We start from the raw sequence: 24,588 nt of genomic DNA, 5'->3' as shown, positions 1-24,588 counted from the left end.
GGGTTCTTGGCGAACCCCACCTGCCGCCGTCGTCCGTTGAGCTGGGCGTCGCTAGTGTGCTGCGGGCACGTAACGCTTGATGGAAGCCTCGAGTTCGGCTTCGGCAGCTGCGCGGTCGGCCCAGCCTTCGGCCTTGACCCACTTGCCGGGCTCCAGGTCCTTGTAGCGGGTGAAGAAGTGCTCGATTTCCTTGATCAGGAATTCGTTGACGTCGCTGACTTCCTGGATGTGGTCGAACCGCGGGTCGGCCGGAACGCAGAGGACCTTGGCGTCTCCGCCGCCGTCGTCGGTCATGTTGAAGACGCCGATCGGACGGGCCTCAACGATGACGCCCGGGTGCAGATCGAAGTCCTGCAGGAGCACCAGTGCGTCCAGCGGGTCGCCGTCTTCGCCGAGGGTGTTCTCGAAGAAGCCGTAGTGGGTGGGGTACTGCATGGAAGTGAAGAGGACACGGTCCAGGCGGACCCGGCCGGTCTCGTGGTCGACTTCGTACTTAACGCGCGATCCCTTGGGGATCTCGATGGTCACGTCATGCTTCATGGAATGCTCCTCGACGATTGCTTGGTGTTCGCGGCACACGCGATGATCAACCAAAAATGGACTGTCGGTGCCGCCGACTACTATTGAGGATATAGCGAGAGGCCCAGGTTTCAGGAACTAATGGGGTAATTTCAGGACTTTGAGGACCAGCAGTATGAGCGGCACCAGGGGCACGGCCAATAGCCGCGGCAGGCTTTCCACAGGCAAATTTCACAAACTGGTCCGGAGCTGGCCTACCCTCGTCCTCACGGTGCTCCTCCTGGCACTGGCCCTTCCCGCCGGGATGCTCATTGCCCCCGCGCTGACGGGGCCGGCCCAGTCCACGGCCCAGCCGGCACAGACCCCCGCCTGGCAGCTGGTCCCGGAGCAACTGTCCGTCCCGCAGGGCATCGATCCGCTCGCCACCACGGCGCCGGTGCCGGTACCCGCCAATGTGGCGGCACGGCTGGACCCCCTCCTCAAGACCGACGGCGGCGGAACGTTCACGGCCGTGGTCCAGGACGCGGCCACCGGCAAAGTCCTGTACGACAGGGAAGGTGCCGCCAGGAGGATTCCGGCCTCCAACATGAAGCTCCTCACCGCCGTGGCCGCGCTGCGGGGGATCGGCCCCGAGGAACGGTTCAGCACCAAGGTGGTCGCCGGGCCGGCTGCCGCGGGATCTTCGGGGGCCGCAATGGGGTCAGTCGTGCTGGTGGGCGGCGGGGACGTCCTGCTCGGTGCCGGCGACTCCGCGGAGTCCAAGGTCCTGGGCCACGCTGGGCTCGCCACGCTGGCAAAACAGACCGTTGACTCGCTGCGCAAGGGCGGCTTCAAGGGGCAGGTCCAGGTGCTGGTGGATGATTCCCTTTTCACCGGTCCGGCGCTGAACCCGGCCTGGAGCCCGGATGACGTTGCCGCAGGCGAGACTGCACCGCTTTTCCCGCTGGCCCTCAACTCGGCACGGTTTGACTCCGCAGACACCACAGCGCCCCGGCCCCAGGACTCAGCGATCGCCGCGGGGGAGGCGTTCGCTGCCGGCCTCAAAGCGGCCGGTGCCGCCGCCGGCCTCACCGTCGCACCCGCCGTCGTGCGTTTTGACGGAAAGACGACGGCGGACGCCAAAGTCCTCGCCCAAGTGCAGTCCGCGACGGTCAGCCAGCAGGTGGACCTCATGCTGCAGACCTCGGACAACTACCTCGCCGAAACCCTGGGCCGCATGACCGCGGTCGCCGCCGGCCAGCCGGCGACGAACGAGTCGGCAAAAGCCGCCGTTCTTGGGCAGATCGCCGGGCTGGGAATCCCAACGGACGGAATGCTCGCCGCGGATGTGTCCGGCCTGGCCCTGGCCAACCAGGTGTCCGCCCGCCAGTTCTCGGAGGTGGTTCGGGCCATCACCAACGGCAAGGACGCCCGGCTCAGGGCCGCTCTGGCCGGATTCCCGGTGGCGGGGCTGACCGGCACGCTCGGTGACAGATACATCGACGAGTCCACGGCCGAGGGCGCCGGCCTGGTGCGGGCCAAAACGGGAACCCTGAACACGGTCATTGCGCTGAGCGGGTACGTGGTGGACGCCGACGGCCGGCTCCTGGTGTTCTCCTTCATCGGCAACGGCCTGACGCCGGGGGCCGAGGGCAACAAGCCTGCCCTGGACACGGCGGCCACGGCGCTGGCCGGCTGCGGCTGCAGTTAGTTCGCCGGTCAGCGAACTTAAGGCGCGCTGCAAGGCGCGTATGTTCTGATGGAGCGTATGGAGTCCACTGCAAGCCAGTCATCCGCCCCTGCCCAGGCCCTCATCAACTGGGACCTCGCCGCGTCCGCAGCAGCACGGCTGGCTCCGCCCGGCCCGTCCCTGACCGCCGCCGAGATCGGCGACGCCGTCTCCCAGTTGAGGGAACTGGCAGACGCCTCCGTTCCGCACGTCCACCAGATCACCGGGCTGGAGGCTGCCCGCGACCTCCGTGACTCATCCGTCCTCGTTGTGGACCGGGCCTCCTGGGCGAAGGCCAACACTCAGAGCTTTGCCGTGATGCTGAAGCCTGCCATCGAAAAAATGCTGGAAAACCGCCGCGGCACCATCAGCCCCGGAGCCGCCACCGTCAGCGGCGCCATCACCGGCAGCCAGCTTGGCGCCGTGCTCGCGTTCCTCTCCAGCAAGGTCCTGGGCCAGTACGATCCTTTTGCCGCTCTCGCCGAAGGATCGCAGGCGCCGTCCGGCGGCCGCCTGCTGCTGGTCGCGCCCAACATCATCGCCGTCGAGCGCGAGCTCAATGTGACCCCCCAGGATTTCCGGCTCTGGGTATGCCTGCACGAACAGGCGCACCGGGTGCAGTTCGCCGCGGCACCCTGGCTCCGGCACCACATGCTGAACGAGATCGACAACCTCAGCGGGCACCTGCTGGGCAACGTGGACTCCCTGATGGAACGCGCCTCGGCGGCCGCCCGCTCGCTCAAGGACCGGGCCGCCTCCGGTTCCACTCCGGGCCGCGGCGCCATCCTCGACCTCCTGCAGGACCCTGAGGAAAAGGCCTCGCTGTCACACCTCACGGCGGTCATGAGCCTGCTCGAAGGCCACGCCAACGTGGTGATGGACGCGGTGGACGCCAGCATCGTCCCGTCCGTGAAGACCATCCGGCAGCGGTTCAACGCCCGCGGCAAGGACAGGGGCGTCATCGAGAAGTTCATCCGCAGCCTGCTGGGGCTCGACGCCAAGATGAAGCAGTACAGCGACGGCGCCAAGTTTGTCCGCGCGGTGGTGGACGTGGCCGGGATGGAGGGCTTCAACCGGGTCTGGGAAGCTCCGGCGAACCTGCCCACCGAAGAGGAAATCCACAACGCCAGGATCTGGCTCGACAGGATGGGTTTCTAGGTTTCCGTGCAGCACCTCCCCAACACTGCCGGCGGTTCCCTTTCGGGCGGCCCGGTACCCGTCCCCGGCGGCCCCGTTCCCAGCGGCCCCGTTCCCAGTGGAAGGCGGCGGCCGGGCCGGTTGGCGCCGGTACTCGGCACGGCCCGAAAAATGCTGCAGGATGCGCTGGCCGAAGCCGGCTATCCCGCCCGCGTCCTGGTGGCCTGCAGCGGCGGCCCCGACTCCCTGGCCCTGGCCGCTGTGGCCGCCTATTTCGCCCGGCGCGGCCACGTGGACGGCCGGCCGGTTGTCATCGGGGCGGTGGTGGTGGACCACCAGTTGCAGCCCGGTTCCGCTGATGTTGCGGCGGGAACCGCGCAGACCCTGCGGGACCTGGGCCTGGACCCGGTGCAGATCCGCACGGTCGATGTCGCGGCCACGGGTTTCGGGCCGGAAGCCGCGGCCCGCGATGCCCGCCATGCCGCACTCGACGCGGCGGCAGGGGAGTGGAAAGCCGGCGCCATCCTGCTGGGGCACACCCTCGATGACCAGGCGGAGCAGGTGCTGCTGGGCCTGGCCCGCGGCTCAGGCACGCGGTCCCTGGCCGGGATGCGGCCCGCCAGGGGGAAGCTGCTCCGGCCGTTCCTTGGCCTGCGCCGGGAGGACACCCTGGAGATCTGCCGCGCGGAGGAGCTCGAGCCCTGGCACGACCCCAGCAACGCCGATCCTGCCTTCGCCCGTTCAAGGACCAGGGTGGAGGTCATGCCGGTGCTGGAGGAAAAACTCGGTCCCGGGGTGGCCGAATCGCTGGCACGCACGGCCGCCATCCTGCAGCTGGATGCCGACTACCTGGAGGACGTGGCCAACAGCACGTACGAGTCGCTCGCTGAGTACGACGGCCCCGACACCAGCCTCCCGGAGGCTGCCCTGACCGACTTGGCCCCGGCCATCAGGTTCCGCGTGATCGCCAAGGCGGCTGCCGGCGTCGGCGGTCAACAGCCCAGCTACCAGCGCCTTTTGGCGGCGGAAGCACTGCTGCGGCGGAAGGGGTCAGCCGGTCCGGTGGAACTGCCCGGCGGGGTCAGCGTGTACCGTCTTTCGCTTGCCGAGCTGCAGGACCGGGAGCGTGCCCAGGGGCAGGGCGGGACGGAAGGCGTTCCCCGCGAGGCCGCCCGCTGTGGGAAGCTTGTATTCCGGCTTCATAAACCGTCCCGCAAATAGTCGCACCCGCATCTACACAGGAGCAATTGGTGGATTCATCCGACGTCCAGGCAGACCTCAAACACGTTCTCTACACCAAGGAACAGATCCAGCAGCGCATCACCGAGCTCGCGGCCCAGATCGACAAGGACTACGAAGGGCGCGAAATCCTTATTGTGGGCGTGCTCAAGGGCGCAGTCATGGTCATGGCAGACCTGGCCCGTGCACTGCACAGCCACATCTCCATGGACTGGATGGCTGTCTCCTCCTACGGCTCCGGCACGCAGTCCTCCGGCGTGGTGCGCATCCTCAAGGACCTCGACACCGACCTGATGGGCAAGGACGTGCTCATTGTCGAGGACATCATCGACTCCGGTCTCACGCTGTCCTGGCTGAAGACCAACCTCGAATCCCGCGGCACCGCATCGGTGGAAATCTGCACCGCCTTCCGCAAGCCGACGGCCGCCAAGGTGGAGATCGACGTCAAGTACGTGGGCTACGACATCCCCAACGAGTTCGTGGTGGGCTACGGCCTGGACTACGCCGAGAAGTACCGTAACCTGGACTTCGTCGGCACCCTGGCACCGCACGTCTACGAGTAGACGCCTCCCGCCTCCGCCGGCGGCCGCCGCATTTTTGCACCGCTTTCGGTGGCCGCGCCGCCGTCGAACCCTGACAACACGGGCTCGACGGCGGCGCGTGCTGCTTAACCCGGCTTGATGTGGTGCAGAAATGCCGACTAGCAGGTCTGTCGCGGGGGCGTGGCCAGGGCCTGCCGGATCTGCGCCAGCATCTCTTCCGGCCTGTGCACCACATCCTCATACAGGTAGCGCAGCACTCTGTAGCCGCTGGCCGCCCCAACGTTGTTCCGGCGAATGTCCTTCTTGAACTGGGGCTTGTTCAGGTGGAAGCCCACGCCATCGATTTCCACAATCAGGCATCCGTTGAGCAGGAAATCCACGTAGCCGATTCCCTTCAGATAGACCTGGGTGCGCACATCGAAGCCGTGCCGCCGGAACAGGACCCGGGCCACCGTTTCCAGCAGGGAATCAGATCCGCGTTCCACGAGGTGGAGCACTGCACGCGCTCGCCCGTTCCGCGCCCCGGGAAGAAGCCTGCGAAGGAAATCGAGGTCAATCTCACCGCGGCTGTAGGCGCATTCCACCATCACCAGAGCTTCAAGTTCGGGCAGGCACTGAAGTGCATGGAGCAGGACATCCTTCAGGGGGAGCACGGGCGGCTGCAGGGTCGAGATGTCTCCGCTGAACCTGTGGGACCGGATGCTGCGGGCCAGCCGGCGGTGGCAGGCGGCAAGGTGCGGCTGGCTGGGATCCTGCAGGGTCCAGAGCGCATAGTGGCCCGCAGCCGAGACGCAGGTGACGGCGGCGTTGGCTTCGTAGGCCCGGACGAAGTCATCGTTCGCCTGCGGCAGACGGTAGACCCCATGCCGGGCGTTCACCATCAGCCCTGAGTCCACCGCGCGGCCAACCTCGCTTCGGCTGAAGCCTGCCCGGCGGAGGTGGGCCAGCCTGGCCACGCCACCGTGCCTGGCGAGAAATTCCGAGGGCTGCATGCCGTCCAGCGTGGCCCCGCGGTAATGCATCCCGGCAGAGGGACCCCGTCGTATGTGGATAAAGGCCTGTGCGGACAACGCAGCCCGGGCGTTTCTGCACCACTTTCGCGGCGCGGCGCGCGGCGCTGCCCGGCAATCCCGCGGGTGCTGTTTCCGGGCAGCCCGCAAAGAGGTGCAGAAACGCCGGCGCCAGCCTAAGGGGGGCGCGGGACAGTGCCGAAAGCCGCCCGACCAGCCACTACGCCCTGAGGGAACTTTTGTATTACACCGTGCGTGAATTACTCCTGACGGTGTATAGCTAGAAGCGACGCAGCACCACACGCGCGCAGTCCTCGCGCCGTGCAGCACTACCAGGAGGGACGGGGCCAGCCCCCGAACAGATGAAAGCTAAGAGTTTCTTCAAGGGCCCGGGCATTTGGATCATTGTTGTGGTCGGCATGCTCCTGCTGGCCTTTGCAACGTTGGCTCCGGGCGGCTCGACGCGCATCGACACGCAGCCGGGCCTCGAGCTCCTTGCCCAGAGCGGCAAGGTGGAACAGGCCAAGATCTTCGACGGCGAAAACCGCGTCGACCTGGTGCTGAAAGACAACCTCGTCATCGACGGCCAGGACAAGGGCAAGAACGTCCAGTTCTTCTTCGTCAATGACCGCGGCCCGGACGTCGTCAAGGCCGTGACTGCTGCCAACCCCTCCAAGGGGTACACGGACCAGCCGGTGGAGAGCAACTGGCTCTCGGGACTCTTCTCGCTGCTCGTGCCGGTGCTGCTGCTGGGTGTCCTGTTCTGGTTCCTGCTGTCCCGCATGCAGGGCGGCGGCTCCAAGGTGATGCAGTTCGGCAAGTCCAAGGCCAAGATGGTCAGCAAGGACATGCCCCAGGTGACCTTCGCGGACGTCGCCGGTGCTGACGAGGCCGTCGAGGAGCTTCAGGAAATCAAGGAATTCCTTGCGGAGCCTGCCAAGTTCCAGGCCGTGGGCGCCAAGATCCCCAAGGGCGTGCTGCTGTACGGCCCTCCGGGCACCGGCAAGACCCTGTTGGCCCGCGCTGTCGCGGGCGAGGCGGGCGTCCCCTTCTTCTCCATCTCGGGCTCGGACTTCGTTGAAATGTTCGTCGGTGTTGGTGCCTCCCGCGTCCGCGACCTGTTCGAGCAGGCCAAGTCCAACGCGCCGGCCATCATTTTCGTGGATGAAATCGACGCCGTCGGCCGTCACCGCGGTGCCGGCATCGGCGGCGGCAACGACGAACGCGAGCAGACCCTCAACCAGCTGCTCGTCGAAATGGACGGCTTCGACGTCAAGACCAACGTCATCCTGATCGCCGCCACCAACCGGCCCGACGTCCTGGATCCGGCGCTGCTCCGCCCCGGCCGCTTCGACCGGCAGGTCTCCGTGGAAGCGCCGGACCTCGTCGGGCGCGACCAGATCCTCCAGGTCCACGCCAAGGGCAAGCCGATCGCTCAGGGCGTTGACCTCAAGGCCGTGGCCAAGAAGACACCCGGCTACACGGGTGCAGATCTGGCCAACGTGCTCAACGAGGCTGCGCTGCTGACGGCACGGTCCAACGCCAACCTGATCGACGACCGCGCACTGGACGAAGCGATCGACCGCGTCATGGCAGGCCCGCAGAAGCGCAGCCGCGTCATGAAGGAGCACGAGCGCAAGATCACCGCGTACCACGAAGGCGGACATGCCCTCGTCGCCGCTGCGCTGCGGAACTCCGCACCGGTCACCAAGATCACCATCCTGCCCCGCGGCCGCGCCCTCGGCTACACCATGGTGGTCCCGGAAAACGACAAGTACTCCGTCACCCGCAACGAACTGCTGGACCAGATGGCCTACGCCATGGGCGGCCGCGTGGCCGAGGAGATCGTCTTCCACGATCCGTCCACCGGCGCCTCGAACGACATCGAAAAGGCCACCTCCACCGCCCGCCAGATGGTCACCCAGTACGGCATGAGCGAACGTGTTGGTGCTGTCCGCCTGGGCCAGGGCGGCGGCGAGCCGTTCCTCGGCCGCGACGCCAGCCACGAGCGGAACTACTCCGACCAGATCGCCTACATCGTGGATGAGGAGGTCCGCCGCCTGATCGACCAGGCCCACGACGAGGCCTACGCCATCCTCACCGAAAACCGGGATGTCCTGGACCGGCTTGCCCTCGAACTCCTGGAACGGGAAACGCTGAACCAGGCCGAAATCGCCGACATCTTCAGCGACATCCGCAAGCGGGATTTCCGCGAGATCTGGCTGTCCAAGGAGACCCGGCCCGTCCAGATGGCCGGCCCGGTGGAGTCGCGGCAGGAGCGTGCCGAACGTGAAGCCCAGGAAGAAGCCAAGGAGGCCCGCCTCGAGGAACCGCTGGACGCGATTCCGCCGCACCCCCAGGGTGTTCCGGAGGACGCCTCCTTTCAGGGCGGAGTAACGGAAGCGGGACCAGACGGCCACCACGGCTAAGCTCTTTGGTGTGACTCACTTCGACGACGACGACCTCACCGCCACCGCCGACCCTTCGGCGGTGGACGGATCAGGCCACCACCACAAGGTGGACAGGCCCCGGATTGAAGCGGCCGTGCGGGAAATCCTGCTGGCGATAGGCGAGGACCCGGAACGCGGCGGGCTGCAGGACACGCCCAAGCGCGTGGCCAAGGCTTATGCCGAGGTGTTCGCCGGCCTGCACCAGGATCCGGGCAGCGTGCTCGGCACCACCTTCGACCTCGACCACGAGGAACTGGTGCTGGTGAAGGACATCCCGTTCTACTCCACCTGCGAGCATCACCTGGTGCCGTTCCACGGCGTCGCGCATGTGGGGTACATCCCCTCCCACGACGGCAGGGTGACGGGCCTGAGCAAACTGGCACGCCTGGTGGACATTTACGCCCGCCGCCCGCAGGTGCAGGAGCGCCTCACCACCCAGATCGTTGAAGCGCTGGTCACATTCCTCAAGCCGCGCGGAGCCATCGTGGTGGTGGAATGCGAACACATGTGCATGTCCATGCGCGGCATCCGCAAGCCCGGAGCCAAAACCGTCACAAGCGCGGTTCGCGGGCAACTTCATGACCCGGCCACCCGTGCCGAAGCCATGAGCCTCATACTCGGAAGGTAAAAAACAGACTATGGATTCCCTAGCTGCAGCACCTGGAACCGGCCCCGCAACATCACCCCTGCCCATCCTGCGCAAACCGCGGCCGGCAGCCAAGTTCGAAGCCCTGCCCACAGACCGCACGCTCGTCATGGGCATCCTCAACGTCACCCCCGATTCCTTCAGCGACGGCGGCAAGCACGCGACGACGGACACCGCCATCGCCGCCGGCCTCCGGATGTTCTACGCGGGAGCCGACATCATCGACGTCGGCGGTGAATCCACCCGCCCCGGCGCCGAGGAAGTCAGCCCCGAGGAGGAGCAGCGCCGGGTGGTGCCGGTCATCGAAGCCCTCGTGAAGGCGGGCGCCCTGGTCAGCATCGACACCACCCACGTCTCCACCGCAGAGGCCGCACTGAATGCAGGCGCGGCGATCATCAACGACATTTCCGGCCTCAGCATCGAACCCGGCATGGCCGAGCTCGTGGCGAAGACCAAGGTGCCCTACGTCCTGACCCACCGCCGCGGCGACGCCAAGACCATGACCGCCCTGACGGAGTACGACGACGTCGCGGACGACGTCGTCTCCGAACTGAACGGCGTCCGCGACAAAATGTATGCGGCCGGCGTCCTGCCGGAGCAGATCATCGTGGATCCGGGCATCGGGTTCTCGAAGACGGACGTGCAGAACTGGGAACTGCTGCGGAACCTCGACCGGCTCGATGCGATGGGCCACAAGGTGCTGGTGGGCGCGTCCCGCAAGCGCTTCCTCGGCACGCTCCTGACGGTCGCCGGCAAGGCGGCGCTCCCGGAGGAGCGCGACGCCGCCACGGCCGCCATCACCGCCATCAGCGCCGCCCGCGGCGCCTGGGCCGTGCGCGTGCACGACGTCGGACCCAGCCTTGACGCCGTCAAGGTGGCCGCCCGCATGGCGGCCCCGGACCACGGCCGCTGACCAGGAAGGCCTAGCAGAACAGCCATGGACAGGATCTCGCTGACCGGTGTCACCGCCACCGGCTACCACGGGGTGTTCGATTTTGAGCGCCGTGAAGGCCAGCCGTTTGTGGTGGACGCCGTCCTGCACCTGGATTTCAGCCAGGCGGCGGAGTCGGACGACGTCCGCGACACCGCCCACTACGGTGAGGTTGCCGGCCGGATTACCGAATGGATCACCGGCGAGCCGCTGAACCTGATCGAGGCTCTGGCGGTGCGGATGGCCGAGGGCCTGCTCAGGGAATTCAAGGTCCAGGCCGTGGAAATCACGGTGCACAAGCCGAAGGCGCCCATCGAGGTTCCCTTCGGCGACGTCGCCGTCAGCGTCTACCGGGAGCGGACATGAATCCGGCACCTGCACTGCATGAAAAGCCGGTGCATGAGAATCCGGCACCCGCCAAGACCGGCTACACGCGCGCGGTGCTGGCGCTGGGCAGCAACCTCGGGGCGCGGAACGAGACACTGTCCGAGGCCGTGGCGGACCTTGTGGACCGCCCCGAGGTACGGCTCCTGGCCGTCTCACCGATAGTGCAGACCAAGGCCGTCGGCGGCCCCGCCGGGCAGCCGGACTTCCTCAACATGGTGATTTCGGTCGAAACCTCGCTGGAGCCGCTTGACCTTCTCAGGCACTGCCAGTCGGTGGAAAACAAACACCACCGTGTGCGTGAGGTCCACTGGGGGCCGCGCACGCTCGACGTCGACGTCGTCATCTACGGCGACCTCAAGAGCGACGATCCGGTGCTCACCCTGCCCCACCCGTTCGCCGCAGTGCGGGCGTTCGTGCTCTTTCCCTGGGCCCAGATGGACCCCTCGGCCACCCTGAACGGGCAGCCGGTGGGCGAGCTGGCAGCCAGGGCCGCTGACTTCCCGGACCTGCAGCCGTTCGACGGTTTCGGGGACTTCGACGGCGTGCCCGACGGCGGGGCGGTGGAACAGCCGTGAAGCCCATGAGCCCGCTGCTGCTCGCAGTCGTGGGCATTGCCCTGGCCATCGCCGGCTGGTCCGCTGCCGTCCTGACCGTCCGTTACGGCATGGCCACGCCGGTGCTGCCGGCCACGGCACTGGTCACCATGGGCGTGATTGTTGCACTGACCCTGGTGCTGGGCATCCGCGTGCTCCGCTGGCGGAACGGCAAGAAGAAGAAAATGCTGAACCCCATCCTGGCGGCGTGGACGCTGGTCCTTGCCCAGGCCTGTGCCTACACCGGCGCGATGCTGCTGGGCTGGCACGCCGGGATCTTCCTGGACCAGTTGCGGTTCTGGAGCATCCGCAGCGGGCTGGACGTCACCTGGCTCGCCCTCGGCATGGCCGGCGGCGGGCTGGTCATGATCGTGGTGGGGCTCGTCGTCGAACGCTTCTGCAAGATCCCGCCGGAGGACGGCGAGACGGATGCCGGCGAAGGCCTTCCGGGCCACGGCAGGGGCAAGGCCAAGGGGGAAGGCGAGTATGCCTACCGCGGCGATTGATCCCCCCGGGATCACCTGGCTGCGCGTGTCCCCTAAGTACGTCACGGTCCGGCTCGTCGAGTGGGCCCTCGGCAACCTGGTCATGGTGGCCGTGCTGAGCCTGCCGCTGGTGTTCGTCCGGCTCGGCTGGTGGCGGTGGCCGCCGCTGTGGCTGGCCATCGGCGTTCCGGCCTTCATGCTGCTGCTGGCGCTGTGGCGCCTGGTCCTGATCCCGCGGCAGGTGCGTGCCATCGGCTACGCCGAGCGCGACGACGACCTCCTCATCCGCGGCGGCATCTTCTTCCAGCGTGTCATGGTGGTGCCGTACGGCCGCATGCAGTACGTGGACATCAGCGCCGGACCGGTGGAACGCGGGCTCGGGTTGTGCACCCTGAAGCTGCACACGGCCTCCGCCGGAACCAACGCAGGCATTCCCGGCCTTCCCGCCGAGGAAGGCGCCCGGCTCAGGGAACAGCTTTCGGCGCGCGGCGAAGCCAGGCTGGCCGGACTGTGAGCGCCGGCGGCCTCGCTTCCGGAAAGCCCGACGGCGAGTGGCTGCGCGTGCATCCGGCAACACCTTTCGTGCGGGGCTGGGTAGCGCTTGCCGCCATCGGCTACTTCTTCGGGCGTGACAGCTTTGAACGGATGCTGCAGGGCCAGCCGCTGATAGATGACCGCATCGCCGGCCGCGCCCCGTGGCTCCTGGGCGCCGGGGCATTAATGCTGGTGTTGTCGGTGCTCGGCTTCATCCTGTCCTGGTACTTCACCCGCTACCAGGTGGCGGAGGGCTACGTCCGGGTCAACACAGGCTTCCTGTTCAAGCAGCAGCGGCAGGCGCGGCTGGACCGCGTCCAGGCCATCGACATCGTCCAGCCGCTGCTCGCCAGGATCTTCGGCCTCGCGGAGCTCAAGTTCGAGGTCGCCGACGCCGGCGAGTCCGCCGTCCGGCTGGCCTACCTGCGCATCGGCGACGCGCGCCAGCTTCGCGCCACCATCCTCGCCCGCGCATCGGGCGTCCGGCTGGATCCCGAACACCCCGAAGCAGCCGCCCCCGAGGCGCCCGAGCAGCAGGTGCTGCAGGTCCCGCCGTCGCGCCTGGTCGGTTCGCTCCTGCTCAGCGAGCAGAGCGTTTTTGTGGTCCTGGGTGCAGCGGCATCGGTGATGCTGTCAGCGCTCACCGAGAATAGGGCCTTTTTCCTGTACCTGATTCCCGCGGCGCTCGGCCTCATCGCCGCGTACTGGAACTCGTTCACCAAAGGCTACAACTTCACCGCGGCCATCTCCCCGGACGGCATCCGGCTCCGCTACGGGCTGCTCGACACTCAGGCGCAGACACTTCCGCCGGGCCGGATCCAGGCGCTGAAGGTGGCGCAGCCGCCGCTGTGGCGCCTCTTCGGCTGGTACCGGATGCAGGTCAACGCCGCCGGCTACGGGGCCGCCGGGGCCAACAACGGCGAGGCCGGTTCGCGCACCACGCTGCTGCCGGTGGGGAAGTGGGACGACGTCCTGAACATGCTGGCCCTCGTGCTGCCGGACCCGGGGACTGCCGATCCGCTGCGCGTTTTCTACCACGGTGTGAACGGGCTGGATTCCGACGCCGGATTCGTCACCACGCCGCGCCGCGCACGGCTCCTGGCTCCGCTGGGCTGGCGGCGCAACGCTTTCGCGGCCACGGACACGGCTTTGCTCATGCGCTCGGGTCGCTGGTGGCGGCAGCTCGTGGTGGTGCCGCACCAGCGGACGCAGTCGATTGCGCTGCAGCAGGGGCCCCTCGCGCGCCGGTTCGGGCTGGCGGACCTCGTGCTGCACACCACCGCGGGACCGGTGGCGCCGCGGGTGATCCAGGCGGACATCCGGGAGGCGCAGGCGCTCTTCGACGCCCAGGGAGCCCGCGCCCGCGCCGCCCGCCGGCGGCAGACGAGCGAACAGTGGCTGGCCCAGGTGGCCCCGGCCGGGCTCGCCGAGCAGGCCCCGCCGGCTGCGCTGGCCAAACCGGCTGAGCCCGTCGAAACCCCGCCTCGCGCGACTGCCCCAGCACCCCAACAGGAAGGCCAGCAACGTGGCTAAGCCAGGACGCCTCGGCGTCGGAATCATCGGTGCCGGCAAAGTGGGCGCTGTCCTCGGTGCGGCGCTCCGCGCGGCCGAGCACGCCGTCGTCGGGGTTTCCGCCGTCTCCGACGCGAGCCGGGAACGGGCCGAGACCCTGCTGCCCGGCGTTCCCGTCCTGGAGATCCAGGACATCGTGGAGCGCTCGGAACTGGTGCTCCTGGCCGTTCCGGACGATGCCCTCGGCGGGCTCGTGGAGGGGCTCGCCAAGCTCGGCGCGTGGCAGCCCGGCCAGCTCGTGGCGCACACGTCGGGCCGGTTCGGCGTCGGTGTGCTGCATCCGGTCCGGGCGGCCGGTGCTGTCCCGCTCGCGCTGCACCCGGCCATGACCTTCACCGGCATGAGCCTGGACCTGACCCGCCTGCTGGACTGCACGTTCGGGGTTACTGCGGACGCTGCCATGCTTCCCATCGCGCAGGCGCTCGTCGTCGAAATGGGGGCCGAACCGGTGGTGATCGCCGAGGGCGACCGCATCATCTACCACGCGGCCCTTGCGCACGGTTCGAACCACCTGGTCACGCTTGTGGCGCAGGCTTCGCAGCTGCTGGCCGAGGTGGGCGTTGAGGCGCCGGACCGCATGCTCGGGCCGCTGCTGCGGGCCACCCTGGAGAACGCACTGGCCTCCGGTGAGTCGGCCCTGACAGGCCCGGTGGCGCGCGGGGACGCCGGAACCGTGGAGGCGCACGCCCGGGCGCTGCGGGAGCACGACGCCGGAACCGGCGGCGACATCCTCGAGGCGTACCTCGCCATGGCACGGGCCACGGCGAGGCGCGCTGAAGGGCGCGGCCTGCTGAAGCCGGATCAGGCGGACACTATTCGTATCGCGCTTGCGGGCATGGGTGACGGGATCACAGACGACGACGGCCCGGACGAGGATGGCACCGATGACGGCCGCTGATGAAACCGGCCGCAGGGCCAAGGGAGGACACTGACATGGCAATCCGACTCGTAACGACGGCGGACTCCCTTCGTGCACAAAGCCGGCTGCTGCTGACGCAGAAAAACGGTTCGTCCCTGGGCCTCGTGCCCACCATGGGCGCCCTGCATGCGGGCCACGGGCGGCTGGCGCGGGCCGCCGTCGAACAGAACGACGTCGTGGTGGCCTCCATCTTCGTGAACCCGCTGCAGTTCGGCGAGGCGCAGGACCTGGACCGCTACCCGCGGACCCTCGAGGCGGACATGGCGCTGCTCGAGGAACAGGGCGTGGACCTGGTCTTCGCACCCTCGGTCGAGGAGATGTACCCGGGCGGGCAGCCGCTGGTCAGGGTCACGTCCGGTCCGCTGGGGGAGAAATGGGAGGGCGCGTCCCGGCCCGGGCACTTCGACGGCGCGCTTACCGTGGTGGCCAAGCTGCTGCACCTGGGCATCCCCGGCACCGGCCTTCCCGGCGGCAGCGCCTTCGTAGCCGGATCCGGCGGCGGGCTGCCGGCATACCGGGCCTACTTCGGGCAGAAGGACGCCCAGCAGCTGGCCCTGGTCCGCCAGATGGTGGCGGACCTGAACTTCCCCGTGGAGATCGTTGCCGTGCCAACCGCCCGCGCCACCGACGGGCTGGCGCTGTCCAGCCGGAACCGCTTCCTCTCCGACGAGGAGCGGGAGGCCGCGCTGGTCCTGTCCCGCGCGCTGCACCTCATCGAGGAGCGGGCGAACGCCAACGAGCCCCTTGATGTCGGCTCGGCCAGGGCCCTGATCGAGTCCCAGCCCCTGGTCCAGCTCGATTATCTCGACGTCGTGGATCCCGTAACGCTGGAGCCACTCGCCGAGAACTGCCAAGAGACTCCCTTCCGCGGTGAAGGGCTGGCACTGGTTGCCGCGAAGGTGGGCGCCGTGCGGCTGATCGACAACGTGCCGCTCAGTTCCTAAGTAACCCCCTGTGCGGGGACTGGGCAGTGTGCTGGGAATGGGCGGGGCCACTACACTGTTGGAGTCTGCAGCGGCGCTGACCGCCAGCCACCACGTCCAACTCCCCGGGGGCCCCGCCATGTCTACCAAAGTCACGTCCGATTCGTCTGGCGAACCTGCCCAGGAGCCTGCCGCTCCGGTTGTAATGACGGCCGGTGCGCCGACCTCCCCGGCCGCAGCACCGGCGTCGGACAGGATGTCCCGCGAGTCCGTGACGGTCATTGTCACGCTGCTGGTGGCCACGTTCGTGGTGATCCTGAATGAAACCATCATGAACGTCGCCCTGCAGCGGCTCATGGTGGACCTGCGCGTGGATGCCCCCACCGTCCAGTGGCTCTCCACCGGGTTCATGCTGACCATGGCCGTGGTGATTCCGACCACCGGGTTCATCCTCCAGCGGCTGTCGACGCGGTCCGTCTTCCTCCTGGCCATGGGCCTGTTCGCCGGCGGTACGGCGCTTGCCGCCGCGTCGCCCGGCTTTGAAGTCCTCCTGCTGGCACGGATCATCCAGGCCGGCGGCACCGCCATCATGCTTCCGCTGCTGATGACCACCATCCTCACGCTGGTGCCGCTGGCCCGCCGCGGCGCCGTGATGGGCAACGTCAGCATCGCCATCTCCGTTGCACCGGCCATGGGGCCCACCGTCTCCGGGTTCATCCTGCAGCACTTCTCCTGGCGCTTCATGTTCATCTTCGTCCTGCCCATCGCGCTGGCGGCGCTGGCCATCGGTGCCAGGTTCCTGACGAATGTCGGCGAGACCGGGAAGTCCAGGCTCGACTTCCTCTCCGTGGTGCTGACGGTCCCCGCCTTCGGCGGCCTGGTCTACGGCCTCAGCCAGATCGGCGGCGGTTCCGGCACCAGCGGCGGCCCCGGCACGCTGGCCGTGGTGGCGCTGGTTCTTGGCGTCGCCGGCCTTGCCGCGTTCACGTTCCGGCAGCTCCGGCTGCAGAAGTCCGAGGCCCCGCTGCTTGACCTGCGGGCCTTCAACTTCCGGATGTTCACGGTCTCGGTGGCGCTGATGGTGGTGTCCATGGTGGCCCTGTTCGGCGCCGTGATCCTGCTTCCGCTCTACCTGCAGGAAATCCGCGGCCTGCAGTCCCTCGAGACCGGCCTGGCCCTGCTGCCCGGCGGCCTCGCCATGGGCCTGCTCGGCCCCGTGATCGGCCGGCTGTTCGACAAGATCGGGCCGTTGCCGCTCACTGTCACCGGTTCGTCGCTCATGGTCCTGACGCTCTGGCAGTTTTCAATGCTCGACGCCGGCACTCCGGTCTGGTGGATCGTCACCCTGCACGTCGGACTCAGCTTTGGGCTGGCGCTGCTCTTCACGCCCGCGTTCACCACCGGCCTCAACCCGCTCCCGCCGCACCTGTACTCGCACGGGTCGGCCATCATGAGCACCCTGCAGCAGGTGGCGGGCGCGGCGGGAACGGCGCTGCTCGTGTCCATCTTCGCGTTCGTTTCCGCGGGCTCCGGCCTCGTTGCGGGCATGAACGCCGCATTCCTGACGGCAACCGTCATTGCCGTTGCCGCCGTCGTACTCTCCACCATGATGCGGAAGACGGCAGGAGCCGAAGGCGCCCCCGCCGCCCACTAAGCGCGAGCGAACACTTAAGCCCCGCCCACCAAGCGCGAACGAACACTTAAGCCCCGGAAAGTGGGGCTCAAGTGTTCGTTCGCGCTGTGGTTTCGGCGGGGCTAGCCGGCGAAGAAGTCGCTGAGCTCGGTGATGAGCCTGTCCGGTGCGCGGTTGGCGCCGTCGTGCCCGAAGCCCGGCAGGATGGTGTAGCTGGAGCCGGAGAGGACGTCGTGGATCTGGCCGCAGGCCACGCCGAAGTAGGCCGGGCTCTTCTCGCCCACGATGATGAGCGTTTCAAGCGGCAGCGCCAGGAACGGTTCGGCCGGCATGTCCGCGGCGATGATCGCCTTGATCTCCCGGACGCCGGTGCGCATCATTTCGCGCATCTGCTTGCCCACCGACGTTCCCGCCGTGAGCTTGTTGGCGAGGGTCATCATGGACAGGGGCATGCGGGAGGAGAAGGCGCTTTCGGCCTCGAGCCCGCGGAGCAGGACGGCGAGGGCGCGGTCGTCGTCCCCGGCCGCCGTCGCACGTTCGTATTCAGTGGTCCAGTCCGCCGTGACGCTGTGGTTGACGGAGACCGCGGGGTCATACACGGCGAGCCGCTCCACCGGGAGGGTCCGCGCCGCGTGGATGGCCACGGCACCGCCGAAGCTGTGGCCGAAGACGTCGGTGCTGTCGGTGTGCTTCATGACGGCATCGAGGTCGCGGATGTCGACGTCCAGGGTGTAGTCCCCGGCCTGCTCGGAGGACGCGCCGCGGCCACGGCGGTTGAACGTGTGCACCGGCCGGCCGAGGGAGGCGCTGAGCTTCTGCGCGAAGCGGGTGTAGTCCGCCGCCGTCACCATGGAGGCCGTGACCACAACCACGCCGGAGCCGGCCGAGGCCAGTTCCTCGCCCGTGCTGAACAGCTCGAGCTTGCCGCCGTCGGGTGTGCTGATGATCTCGCGAGTCATGCTCCGAGCCTATCCGAGGCCGGCCCGTGCTGACAGCCGGCAGCTACCGGCGCCGGCGCTTCGTGCTCAGTGGCCGGACGGTTCCGTCGGTGCCGTTGAGGAAGCGCGCCATCCGGATGGCCAGGCGCTTGCCCGGCCGGATCGGCCCCTCGTGAAGCTGGCCCGGAACCACCGCGAAATCGATCGCCGGCACGGCCGACGCCAGTTGCCGTCCGGTGTCCGCAAAGTAGCCCGGACTCCAGCCTCCGCTGAGCATCAGTGTGGGGGTGGTCAGTTCCGTGAAATCCGCGAGCTCCGCGTCGGCGTCGAGCACCGCCCGCATCTCCTGCACAGCCGTCGGCAGCAGTTCCCGCATTTCCGCACCGACGTTGGTCCGCGCCGACATGATGCTCAGCATGCGCAGCGCACCGAGAGGCAGATAGGACAACGGCCCGGCCGTGGCCAGCCCCTGCACCAGGTGCGCCCAGGCGTGGTTGAGCTGCCCCTCCGTTACGGCCTGCTCCAGTTCCGGGCGCCAGCGGTGGTTCAGGTTGCCGGAAAGGGACACCGCTGCGTCGTACGTGACGAGCCTGCGCAGCGGCATGTCGCGCGCCGCCTGGAGCGCCACGAATCCGCCGAAGCTGTGCGCCACCACGTCCTCCGACCCCGTCGCCTTCATCACGGCCGCCAGGTCCCGGATCTCGGTCGCGACGGAATAGTCGTCCGGCTGCGGCGCGGACCCGGCGCGGCCGCGGCGGTTGTAGCAGTGCACCGGCCTGCTCAGCAGGAGGCTCAGGTTGCGGGCGAACGGCCGGTACAGCGCGTCGGTCACCAGCGTTCCGTGGATAACGACGACGCCGGGCGCCGTGACCGGAGCCGGGTCACCTTTCGCGGAGGTGCTGTGGGCGGAGCTGCCGCCGGGGTTGTGGGCGGGGTTGCCGGCGGGGTTGCCGGCGGCCGACGGGCCACGGTTGGCGGTGGTGAGTCCGGCGGGCCGGAAGGAGTGCACCTCAAGGCGGCCGCCGCCGTCGTCCGTCTCCACTGTCCAGGTCTCCACAGCCCGAGTCTATGCCCCACCTCCTCCGGAGTTTTTGTCCAGATAATGGCTCCAAATGGCCCCGGAAGTCCGAATATATGGACAAAAACTCCAAGGTGGGGGGTTCCGAACTCCGAGGCGTGAAGTCCCGGTAAACTTGATGACTGTGACTTCCCAAAACACCCCCGCCCCCAAGAATGCCCCAGAACCGCTCGACGCCAGCGAACAGATGCGCATCCGCATGGAGAAGCGCGCCAAGCTGATCGAACGCGGGCAGGAGGCGTACCCGGTGGGTGTTGAGCGCACGCACTCGCTCAGTGAGATCCGCGAAAAGTACGCCCACCTGCAGGCCGACGAGACCACCGGCGACGTCGTGGGCATCACCGGCCGCGTGGTATTTGTGCGGAACACCGGCAAGCTGTGCTTCGCCACGCTGCAGGAAGGCGGCGCCGACGGCAAGGGCACCCGGCTGCAGGCCATGCTCAGCCTGGCGAACGTGGGCGAGGAGTCGCTTGCCGACTGGAAGGCCCTGGTTGACCTGGGCGACCACGTTTTCATCCGGGGCGAAGTCATCTCGTCCCGCCGCGGTGAACTCTCCGTCATGGCCGAGTCCTGGTCCATGGCCTCGAAGGCGCTTCGCCCGCTGCCGGTGCTGCACGCCGAACTCAATGAGGAAACCCGCGTCCGGCAGCGCTATGTGGACCTGATGGTCCGCGACGAGGCCCGCGAGATGGTCTACACCCGCGCCGCCATCACCCGCTCCATCCGGGAGACGCTGTTCCGCCACACCTACGTCGAGGTGGAAACGCCCATCCTCCAGCTGGTCCACGGCGGCGCCCTGGCCCGGCCGTTCGAAACGCACATGAACGCGTTCGACCAGAAGATGACCCTGCGCATCGCCACCGAGCTGTACCTCAAGCGCGCCGTGGTGGGCGGTATCGACCGCGTTTACGACATGGGCCGCGTGTTCCGCAACGAGGGCGTGGACTCGACCCACAGCCCTGAGTTCACCACGCTTGAATGCTACGAGGCCTGGGCGGACCAGTTCGTCATGGCCGAGCGCATCAAGGAGATCATCCTGGACGCCGCAGACGCCGTGGGGGCGGGACGCACGCTGCAGACCGAAGCCGGGGAGATCAACCTCGACGGCGACTGGGCCTGGGTTGCTGTCTACCCGGGACTTTCCGAGGCAGTGGGCCAGGAGATCACCCCGGACACCACGCTCGAGGAACTGCGGGCCGTGGCCGGGAAGCACGACGTCAAGGTCGACCCCAAGTGGGACGCCGAGAAGCTGGCCGTGGAACTCTTCGGCGAAATCGTGGAACCCACACTGCTGAACCCCACGTTTGTCTATGACTACCCGCCGTCCGCCCAGCCGCTGGCCCGCCCGCACCGCGAGGACGGCCGCCTGATCGAGGCCTGGGACCTGATCATCGGCGGCATGGAGCGCGGCACCGCCTTCTCCGAGCTCATTGACCCGGTCATCCAGCGCGAACGGCTCACCGAGCAGTCCCGGCACGCGGCAGCCGGCGACGTCGAGGCGATGCAGCTGGACGAGGACTTCCTCCGCGCGCTGGAGTACGGCGCACCTCCCATGGGCGGCATCGGCCTGGGCATCGACCGCCTGGTCATGCTCTTTACCGGCGCGGGCATCCGCGAAACCATTCTCTTCCCACTGCTCAAGCCCGAAGGCCACTGATCATGGATTACGTCGCCGTATTGCTGCCCTCGCTGGTAGTTGGCCTGCTGTTTTGGTTTGCCATGAAGTCGATCTTTAACGCGGACAAGGCAGAACGCCAGGCGGAAGCGCGCGCGCAGGCCGAAGCCGATGCCCAGGCCTCAGCCGGAGACGATTCCTCCGAACCGCCGAGTAAATCAGACAAATAGCAGGCGACTTTTAATATCGCCCGGTTATCCCCAAGGAACCATTGCGCGTTTTGACGCGTTGCCTTATTGGGGGAGATACTTCAGGTGGAAACATCCTGCTTTTCTGATTACACGTCCTTTCCAAAAGAGAGATTTTTGATGGCACAGAAAGTCAATATCGTCCTGGTGGACGATCTGGATGGGGGATCTGCGGACGAAACCGTTCGCTTCGGCCTGGATGGCGTCGGTTATGAAATTGACCTGTCCTCAGCCAATGCTTCAGAACTGCGGTCATCTCTGGAACGCTTTGTTTCAGCCGGCCGCAAAACGTCCGGCGGCCGCCCTACCCGTGCCAAGGCACCGGGTGGACGCAGCCAGGACTCTGCCCAGATACGCCAGTGGGCGCGGGATCACGGTTACACCGTAAACGCGCGCGGCCGTATTCAGGCGGAAATCCAGGAAGCCTACCAAAAGGCCAATTCCTAGGACGGCGCCCCGACAATCCGTTAGGGCACAAAACCTTCTGGGCATATGTGTGGCGCCCCCGGCTGACGGGGGCGCTGCGCTTTAACCGGCCGATGCCGTCCGCATAAACGGAACAGCCGTTATTCGGAACCGCCGGCCACGCTGGTAATCGGGTCCGGGGGTCAACGGAATCGGAGAATGCCCTCCCGCGGGGAAACGAGCCCCGCGCCAATACCGCCGCTTTAGCGCCAACGATGTGCAAGCTAATCGCCGGCCATAGGGCATTATGCGCAGGGTGATTTCCGGCACTCCGTCAAGGGGTGCGGGAATTGTCCGTCGGCTGGCAGTTGGATGCTATTCAGAGCCTTCTCGCGCATTGCGCCGGGAAGGCTGCTACGGCAGCTGCGCGGACGTGTGCAAGCCCCGCGGTTTCCCCTGTGGCGAACAAGCTCCCCAAGTCAGGGTTCCCCCACGTAGCATCAAAGTACGTCGTAGCTAGGAGTGTGGCGAAATGTTTGAGCGATTTACGGACCGTGCCCGTCGCGTAGTTGTGCTTGCCCAAGAAGAGGCACGCATGCTGAACCACAATTACATTGGTACCGAACACATCCTCTTGGGTCTGATCCACGAGGGTGAGGGCGTTGCCGCCAAAGCTCTTGAGTCCTTGAGCATTTCGCTCGACGGCGTCCGCGAGCAGGTGCAGGAGATCATCGGCCAGGGCCAGCAGGCTCCCTCCGGCCACATCCCCTTCACGCCGCGTGCAAAGAAGGTGCTGGAGCTTTCGCTGCGCGAAGCCCTGCAGCTCGGCCACAACTACATCGGCACGGAGCACATCCTGCTGGGACTCATCCGCGAGGGTGAAGGTGTGGCAGCGCAGGTGCTGGTGAAGCTCGGCGCCGACCTCAACCGGGTCCGCCAGCAGGTCATCCAGCTGCTCTCCGGCTACCAGGGCAAGGAAGCCACAGGCGCCGGCGTCGGCCAGAGCCAGGCAGAGGGTACCCCCGCCGGTTCTGTTGTGCTGGACCAGTTCGGCCGCAACCTGACACAGGCTGCCCGCGAGAACAAGCTGGATCCTGTGATCGGACGCGAGCAGGAAATGGAACGCGTCATGCAGGTCCTTTCCCGCCGCACCAAGAACAACCCCGTGCTGATCGGCGAGCCCGGCGTCGGCAAGACCGCCGTCGTCGAGGGCCTGGCCCAGGCGATCGTGCGCGGCGACGTGCCGGAGACCATCAAGGACAAGCAGCTGTACACGCTGGACCTTGGCTCCCTCGTGGCCGGCTCCCGCTACCGCGGTGACTTCGAAGAGCGCCTGAAGAAGGTCCTCAAGGAAATCCGCACCCGCGGCGACATCATCCTCTTCATCGACGAGATCCACACCCTCGTGGGCGCCGGTGCCGCCGAAGGCGCCATCGACGCGGCCTCGATCCTGAAGCCCATGCTGGCCCGCGGCGAGCTGCAGACCATCGGTGCCACCACGCTGGACGAGTACCGCAAGCACATCGAGAAGGACGCCGCCCTCGAGCGCCGCTTCCAGCCCATCCAGGTCAAGGAGCCGTCGGTTGCGCACGCGATCGAGATCCTCAAGGGCCTGCGGGACCGCTACGAGGCGCACCACCGCGTCACCATCACCGACGGCGCCCTCGCCTCGGCCGCTAACCTCTCCGAACGCTACATTTCGGACCGGTTCCTGCCGGACAAGGCGATCGACCTCATCGATGAAGCCGGTGCCCGGCTCCGCATCCGCCGCATGACCGCTCCGCCGGAGCTCAAGGAGATGGACGAGCGCATCTCCGAGCTGAAAATGGAGAAGGAGTCCGCGATTGACGCGCAGGACTTCGAAGGTGCTGCCGCGCTGCGCGACAAGGAGCAGAAGCTCATCACCGAGCGCTCCGAGAAGGAACGCCACTGGAAGACCGGCGGCATGGACGACATCTCCGAGGTGGACGAGGACCTGATCGCCGAAGTCCTCGCGAACTCCACGGGCATTCCGGTCTTCAAGCTGACCGAGGAAGAATCCTCCCGACTGCTGAAGATGGAAGACGAACTGCACAAGCGCGTCGTCGGCCAGGACGAGGCCATCAAGGCACTGTCCCAGGCCATCCGCCGCACGCGTGCCGGCCTGAAGGACCCGAAGCGTCCGGGTGGCTCGTTCATCTTCGCCGGCCCCACCGGCGTCGGCAAGACCGAGCTCGCCAAGGCCCTCGCGGAGTTCCTGTTCGGAGAAGAGGACGCCCTCATCACGCTGGACATGTCCGAGTACTCCGAGAAGCACACGGTATCGCGCCTCTTCGGTGCCCCTCCGGGCTACGTTGGCTACGAAGAGGGCGGGCAGCTGACCGAGAAGGTCCGCCGCCGTCCGTTCTCCGTGGTCCTGTTCGACGAAGTGGAAAAGGCCCACGCGGACCTCTTCAACTCGCTGCTGCAGATCCTGGAAGACGGCCGACTGACCGACTCCCAGGGCCGCGTGGTGGACTTCAAGAACACCGTGATCATCATGACCACGAACCTCGGTACCCGGGACATCTCCAAGAGCGTGGCCACCGGCTTCCAGTCCGGCACGGACACCCAAACCGGCTACAACCGGATGCGCGCCCGGGTCACGGAGGAGCTCAAGCAGCACTTCCGCCCCGAGTTCCTCAACCGTGTTGACGACGTCGTGGTGTTCCCGCAGCTGACGCAGGACGAGATCATCGAGATCGTGGACATGTTCGTGACGCGCCTGGAGAAGCGCCTCAAGGACAAGGACATGGGCATCGAGCTGACCAAGACCGCCAAGGTCCTCCTGGCCACCCGCGGTTACGATCCTGCCATGGGTGCCCGGCCGCTGCGCCGCACCATCCAGCGCGAGATCGAGGACCAGCTCTCCGAGAAGATCCTCTTCGGCGAACTGCACCCCGGCGACATCGTGGTGGTGGATGTGGACGGCGAAGGCGACGACGCGAAGTTCACCTTCGCAGGCAACGCCAAGCCGCGCATCCCGGAAATCGCCCCGAGCGCCTAGCCCCGGGCGCTTAGCCGCCAGCCGCACTCCAGCGCCAAGAGGCCCCGCCAG

At 67.3% G+C, this 24,588-nt stretch carries 23 protein-coding genes; 19 read left to right on the top strand and 4 right to left on the bottom strand.

Annotated features, from left to right (window positions below; all coding sequences use genetic code 11):
* Positions 1-51: 51 nt before the first annotated feature.
* Positions 52-540 carry an inorganic diphosphatase gene (locus tag ACFQ50_RS15855; RefSeq protein WP_003799714.1) on the bottom strand — a complete coding sequence of 163 codons (489 nt, stop codon included), beginning with the start codon at positions 538-540 and terminating at the stop codon, positions 52-54.
* A 154-nt stretch (positions 541-694) separates the two neighbouring features.
* On the opposite strand from ACFQ50_RS15855, the gene dacB reads away from it, so the two are divergent.
* The 4 genes from dacB (at position 695) to hpt (ending at position 5,166) form a co-directional block, all read left to right on the top strand.
* Positions 695-2,209, top strand: coding sequence for a D-alanyl-D-alanine carboxypeptidase/D-alanyl-D-alanine-endopeptidase (gene dacB / locus ACFQ50_RS15850; protein WP_377996605.1), 1,515 nt, complete (start codon positions 695-697; stop codon positions 2,207-2,209).
* Positions 2,210-2,266: 57 nt separating this feature from the next.
* Complete coding sequence (locus ACFQ50_RS15845) at positions 2,267-3,385, top strand: zinc-dependent metalloprotease (RefSeq protein WP_377996604.1); 1,119 nt, start codon at positions 2,267-2,269, stop codon at positions 3,383-3,385.
* Between the two features lie 150 nt (positions 3,386-3,535).
* Entirely contained in the window at positions 3,536-4,585 is a 1,050-nt protein-coding gene (gene tilS, locus ACFQ50_RS15840; RefSeq protein ID WP_377996603.1) for a tRNA lysidine(34) synthetase TilS, read from the top strand.
* A 29-nt stretch (positions 4,586-4,614) separates the two neighbouring features.
* Positions 4,615-5,166, top strand: a complete 552-nt coding sequence (gene hpt, locus ACFQ50_RS15835) for a hypoxanthine phosphoribosyltransferase (protein ID WP_003799723.1) — start codon at positions 4,615-4,617, stop codon at positions 5,164-5,166.
* A gap of 137 nt (positions 5,167-5,303) precedes the next feature.
* Here hpt and ACFQ50_RS15830 read toward each other — a convergent pair whose 3' ends face one another.
* Entirely contained in the window at positions 5,304-6,137 is an 834-nt protein-coding gene (locus ACFQ50_RS15830; RefSeq protein WP_377996602.1) for a DUF559 domain-containing protein, read from the bottom strand.
* 380 nt (positions 6,138-6,517) lie between these two features.
* Between ACFQ50_RS15830 and ftsH the strand changes: the two genes are divergently transcribed.
* The 11 genes from ftsH (at position 6,518) to ACFQ50_RS15775 (ending at position 17,249) form a co-directional block, all read left to right on the top strand.
* Positions 6,518-8,584, top strand: coding sequence for an ATP-dependent zinc metalloprotease FtsH (gene ftsH, locus ACFQ50_RS15825; protein WP_377996601.1), 2,067 nt, complete (start codon positions 6,518-6,520; stop codon positions 8,582-8,584).
* A gap of 10 nt (positions 8,585-8,594) precedes the next feature.
* Entirely contained in the window at positions 8,595-9,233 is a 639-nt protein-coding gene (folE, locus tag ACFQ50_RS15820) for a GTP cyclohydrolase I FolE (RefSeq protein ID WP_377996600.1), read from the top strand.
* 10 nt (positions 9,234-9,243) lie between these two features.
* Complete coding sequence (gene folP / locus ACFQ50_RS15815) at positions 9,244-10,164, top strand: dihydropteroate synthase (protein ID WP_377996599.1); 921 nt, start codon at positions 9,244-9,246, stop codon at positions 10,162-10,164.
* Between the two features lie 24 nt (positions 10,165-10,188).
* Positions 10,189-10,548 (top strand): dihydroneopterin aldolase, encoded by a 360-nt coding sequence (gene folB / locus ACFQ50_RS15810; RefSeq protein ID WP_377996598.1) that lies wholly within the window; start codon positions 10,189-10,191, stop codon positions 10,546-10,548.
* Positions 10,545-11,144: a 2-amino-4-hydroxy-6-hydroxymethyldihydropteridine diphosphokinase gene (folK, locus tag ACFQ50_RS15805; RefSeq protein WP_377996597.1), complete on the top strand. Its 600-nt coding sequence runs from the start codon at positions 10,545-10,547 to the stop codon at positions 11,142-11,144. Before folB ends, folK begins: the two co-directional genes overlap by 4 nt.
* The gene (locus ACFQ50_RS15800) at positions 11,141-11,668 is read left to right on the top strand and encodes a DUF3180 domain-containing protein (protein WP_377996596.1); all 528 of its coding nucleotides are present in this window, start codon (positions 11,141-11,143) and stop codon (positions 11,666-11,668) included. Before folK ends, ACFQ50_RS15800 begins: the two co-directional genes overlap by 4 nt.
* Entirely contained in the window at positions 11,649-12,161 is a 513-nt protein-coding gene (locus ACFQ50_RS15795) for a PH domain-containing protein (RefSeq protein ID WP_306920422.1), read from the top strand. The genes ACFQ50_RS15800 and ACFQ50_RS15795 overlap by 20 nt, the downstream gene beginning before the upstream one ends.
* The gene (locus tag ACFQ50_RS15790) at positions 12,158-13,714 is read left to right on the top strand and encodes a PH domain-containing protein (RefSeq protein ID WP_377996595.1); all 1,557 of its coding nucleotides are present in this window, start codon (positions 12,158-12,160) and stop codon (positions 13,712-13,714) included. The genes ACFQ50_RS15795 and ACFQ50_RS15790 overlap by 4 nt, the downstream gene beginning before the upstream one ends.
* On the top strand, positions 13,707-14,651 hold the full coding sequence (locus ACFQ50_RS15785) for a Rossmann-like and DUF2520 domain-containing protein (protein WP_377996594.1): 945 nt from the start codon (positions 13,707-13,709) through the stop codon (positions 14,649-14,651). The genes ACFQ50_RS15790 and ACFQ50_RS15785 overlap by 8 nt, the downstream gene beginning before the upstream one ends.
* 35 nt (positions 14,652-14,686) lie before the next feature.
* Complete coding sequence (locus tag ACFQ50_RS15780; protein ID WP_377996593.1) at positions 14,687-15,616, top strand: 4-phosphopantoate--beta-alanine ligase; 930 nt, start codon at positions 14,687-14,689, stop codon at positions 15,614-15,616.
* 118 nt (positions 15,617-15,734) lie between these two features.
* The gene (locus ACFQ50_RS15775) at positions 15,735-17,249 is read left to right on the top strand and encodes an MDR family MFS transporter (protein WP_377996592.1); all 1,515 of its coding nucleotides are present in this window, start codon (positions 15,735-15,737) and stop codon (positions 17,247-17,249) included.
* Between the two features lie 101 nt (positions 17,250-17,350).
* Here ACFQ50_RS15775 and ACFQ50_RS15770 read toward each other — a convergent pair whose 3' ends face one another.
* Both ACFQ50_RS15770 and ACFQ50_RS15765 read right to left on the bottom strand, forming a co-directional pair.
* Positions 17,351-18,187 carry an alpha/beta fold hydrolase gene (locus tag ACFQ50_RS15770; RefSeq protein WP_377996591.1) on the bottom strand — a complete coding sequence of 279 codons (837 nt, stop codon included), beginning with the start codon at positions 18,185-18,187 and terminating at the stop codon, positions 17,351-17,353.
* A 43-nt stretch (positions 18,188-18,230) separates the two neighbouring features.
* The gene (locus ACFQ50_RS15765; protein ID WP_377996589.1) at positions 18,231-19,223 is read right to left on the bottom strand and encodes an alpha/beta fold hydrolase; all 993 of its coding nucleotides are present in this window, start codon (positions 19,221-19,223) and stop codon (positions 18,231-18,233) included.
* Between the two features lie 139 nt (positions 19,224-19,362).
* Between ACFQ50_RS15765 and lysS the strand changes: the two genes are divergently transcribed.
* From lysS to ACFQ50_RS15745, 4 genes are all read left to right on the top strand, one after another.
* A complete protein-coding gene (gene lysS, locus ACFQ50_RS15760; RefSeq protein ID WP_377996587.1) occupies positions 19,363-20,901 on the top strand; it encodes a lysine--tRNA ligase in 1,539 nt (512 codons plus the stop codon).
* Between the two features lie 2 nt (positions 20,902-20,903).
* On the top strand, positions 20,904-21,089 hold the full coding sequence (locus tag ACFQ50_RS15755; protein ID WP_377996586.1) for a hypothetical protein: 186 nt from the start codon (positions 20,904-20,906) through the stop codon (positions 21,087-21,089).
* A gap of 138 nt (positions 21,090-21,227) precedes the next feature.
* A complete protein-coding gene (locus ACFQ50_RS15750; RefSeq protein WP_307099115.1) occupies positions 21,228-21,554 on the top strand; it encodes an Lsr2 family protein in 327 nt (108 codons plus the stop codon).
* Positions 21,555-22,044: 490 nt separating this feature from the next.
* Positions 22,045-24,537, top strand: a complete 2,493-nt coding sequence (locus tag ACFQ50_RS15745; protein WP_377996584.1) for an ATP-dependent Clp protease ATP-binding subunit — start codon at positions 22,045-22,047, stop codon at positions 24,535-24,537.
* Positions 24,538-24,588: the final 51 nt, after the last annotated feature.

It is taken from the genome of Arthrobacter sp. NPDC056493 (assembly GCF_042795115.1).
GTDB lineage: Bacteria > Actinomycetota > Actinomycetes > Actinomycetales > Micrococcaceae > Arthrobacter.
The sequence above is the reverse complement of the archived record's forward strand: the minus strand, read 5'-3'. Positions and strand labels throughout refer to the sequence as shown.

What these genes read in the sequence shown, in the direction of transcription:
- ACFQ50_RS15775 (WP_377996592.1), top strand. Translation starts at nt 15,735, where the DNA reads ATGTCTACCAAAGTCACGTCCGATTCGTCTGGCGAACCTGCCCAGGAG.
- ACFQ50_RS15855 (WP_003799714.1), bottom strand. Translation starts at nt 540, where the DNA reads ATGAAGCATGACGTGACCATCGAGATCCCCAAGGGATCGCGCGTTAAG.
- folP (WP_377996599.1), top strand. Translation starts at nt 9,244, where the DNA reads ATGGATTCCCTAGCTGCAGCACCTGGAACCGGCCCCGCAACATCACCC.
- ftsH (WP_377996601.1), top strand. Translation starts at nt 6,518, where the DNA reads ATGAAAGCTAAGAGTTTCTTCAAGGGCCCGGGCATTTGGATCATTGTT.
- dacB (WP_377996605.1), top strand. Translation starts at nt 695, where the DNA reads ATGAGCGGCACCAGGGGCACGGCCAATAGCCGCGGCAGGCTTTCCACA.
- ACFQ50_RS15795 (WP_306920422.1), top strand. Translation starts at nt 11,649, where the DNA reads ATGCCTACCGCGGCGATTGATCCCCCCGGGATCACCTGGCTGCGCGTG.
- ACFQ50_RS15830 (WP_377996602.1), bottom strand. Translation starts at nt 6,137, where the DNA reads ATGCAGCCCTCGGAATTTCTCGCCAGGCACGGTGGCGTGGCCAGGCTG.
- ACFQ50_RS15755 (WP_377996586.1), top strand. Translation starts at nt 20,904, where the DNA reads ATGGATTACGTCGCCGTATTGCTGCCCTCGCTGGTAGTTGGCCTGCTG.
- lysS (WP_377996587.1), top strand. Translation starts at nt 19,363, where the DNA reads ATGACTGTGACTTCCCAAAACACCCCCGCCCCCAAGAATGCCCCAGAA.
- tilS (WP_377996603.1), top strand. Translation starts at nt 3,536, where the DNA reads ATGCTGCAGGATGCGCTGGCCGAAGCCGGCTATCCCGCCCGCGTCCTG.
- ACFQ50_RS15770 (WP_377996591.1), bottom strand. Translation starts at nt 18,187, where the DNA reads ATGACTCGCGAGATCATCAGCACACCCGACGGCGGCAAGCTCGAGCTG.
- folK (WP_377996597.1), top strand. Translation starts at nt 10,545, where the DNA reads ATGAATCCGGCACCTGCACTGCATGAAAAGCCGGTGCATGAGAATCCG.
- ACFQ50_RS15750 (WP_307099115.1), top strand. Translation starts at nt 21,228, where the DNA reads ATGGCACAGAAAGTCAATATCGTCCTGGTGGACGATCTGGATGGGGGA.
- ACFQ50_RS15780 (WP_377996593.1), top strand. Translation starts at nt 14,687, where the DNA reads ATGGCAATCCGACTCGTAACGACGGCGGACTCCCTTCGTGCACAAAGC.
- ACFQ50_RS15845 (WP_377996604.1), top strand. Translation starts at nt 2,267, where the DNA reads ATGGAGTCCACTGCAAGCCAGTCATCCGCCCCTGCCCAGGCCCTCATC.
- folB (WP_377996598.1), top strand. Translation starts at nt 10,189, where the DNA reads ATGGACAGGATCTCGCTGACCGGTGTCACCGCCACCGGCTACCACGGG.
- ACFQ50_RS15745 (WP_377996584.1), top strand. Translation starts at nt 22,045, where the DNA reads ATGTTTGAGCGATTTACGGACCGTGCCCGTCGCGTAGTTGTGCTTGCC.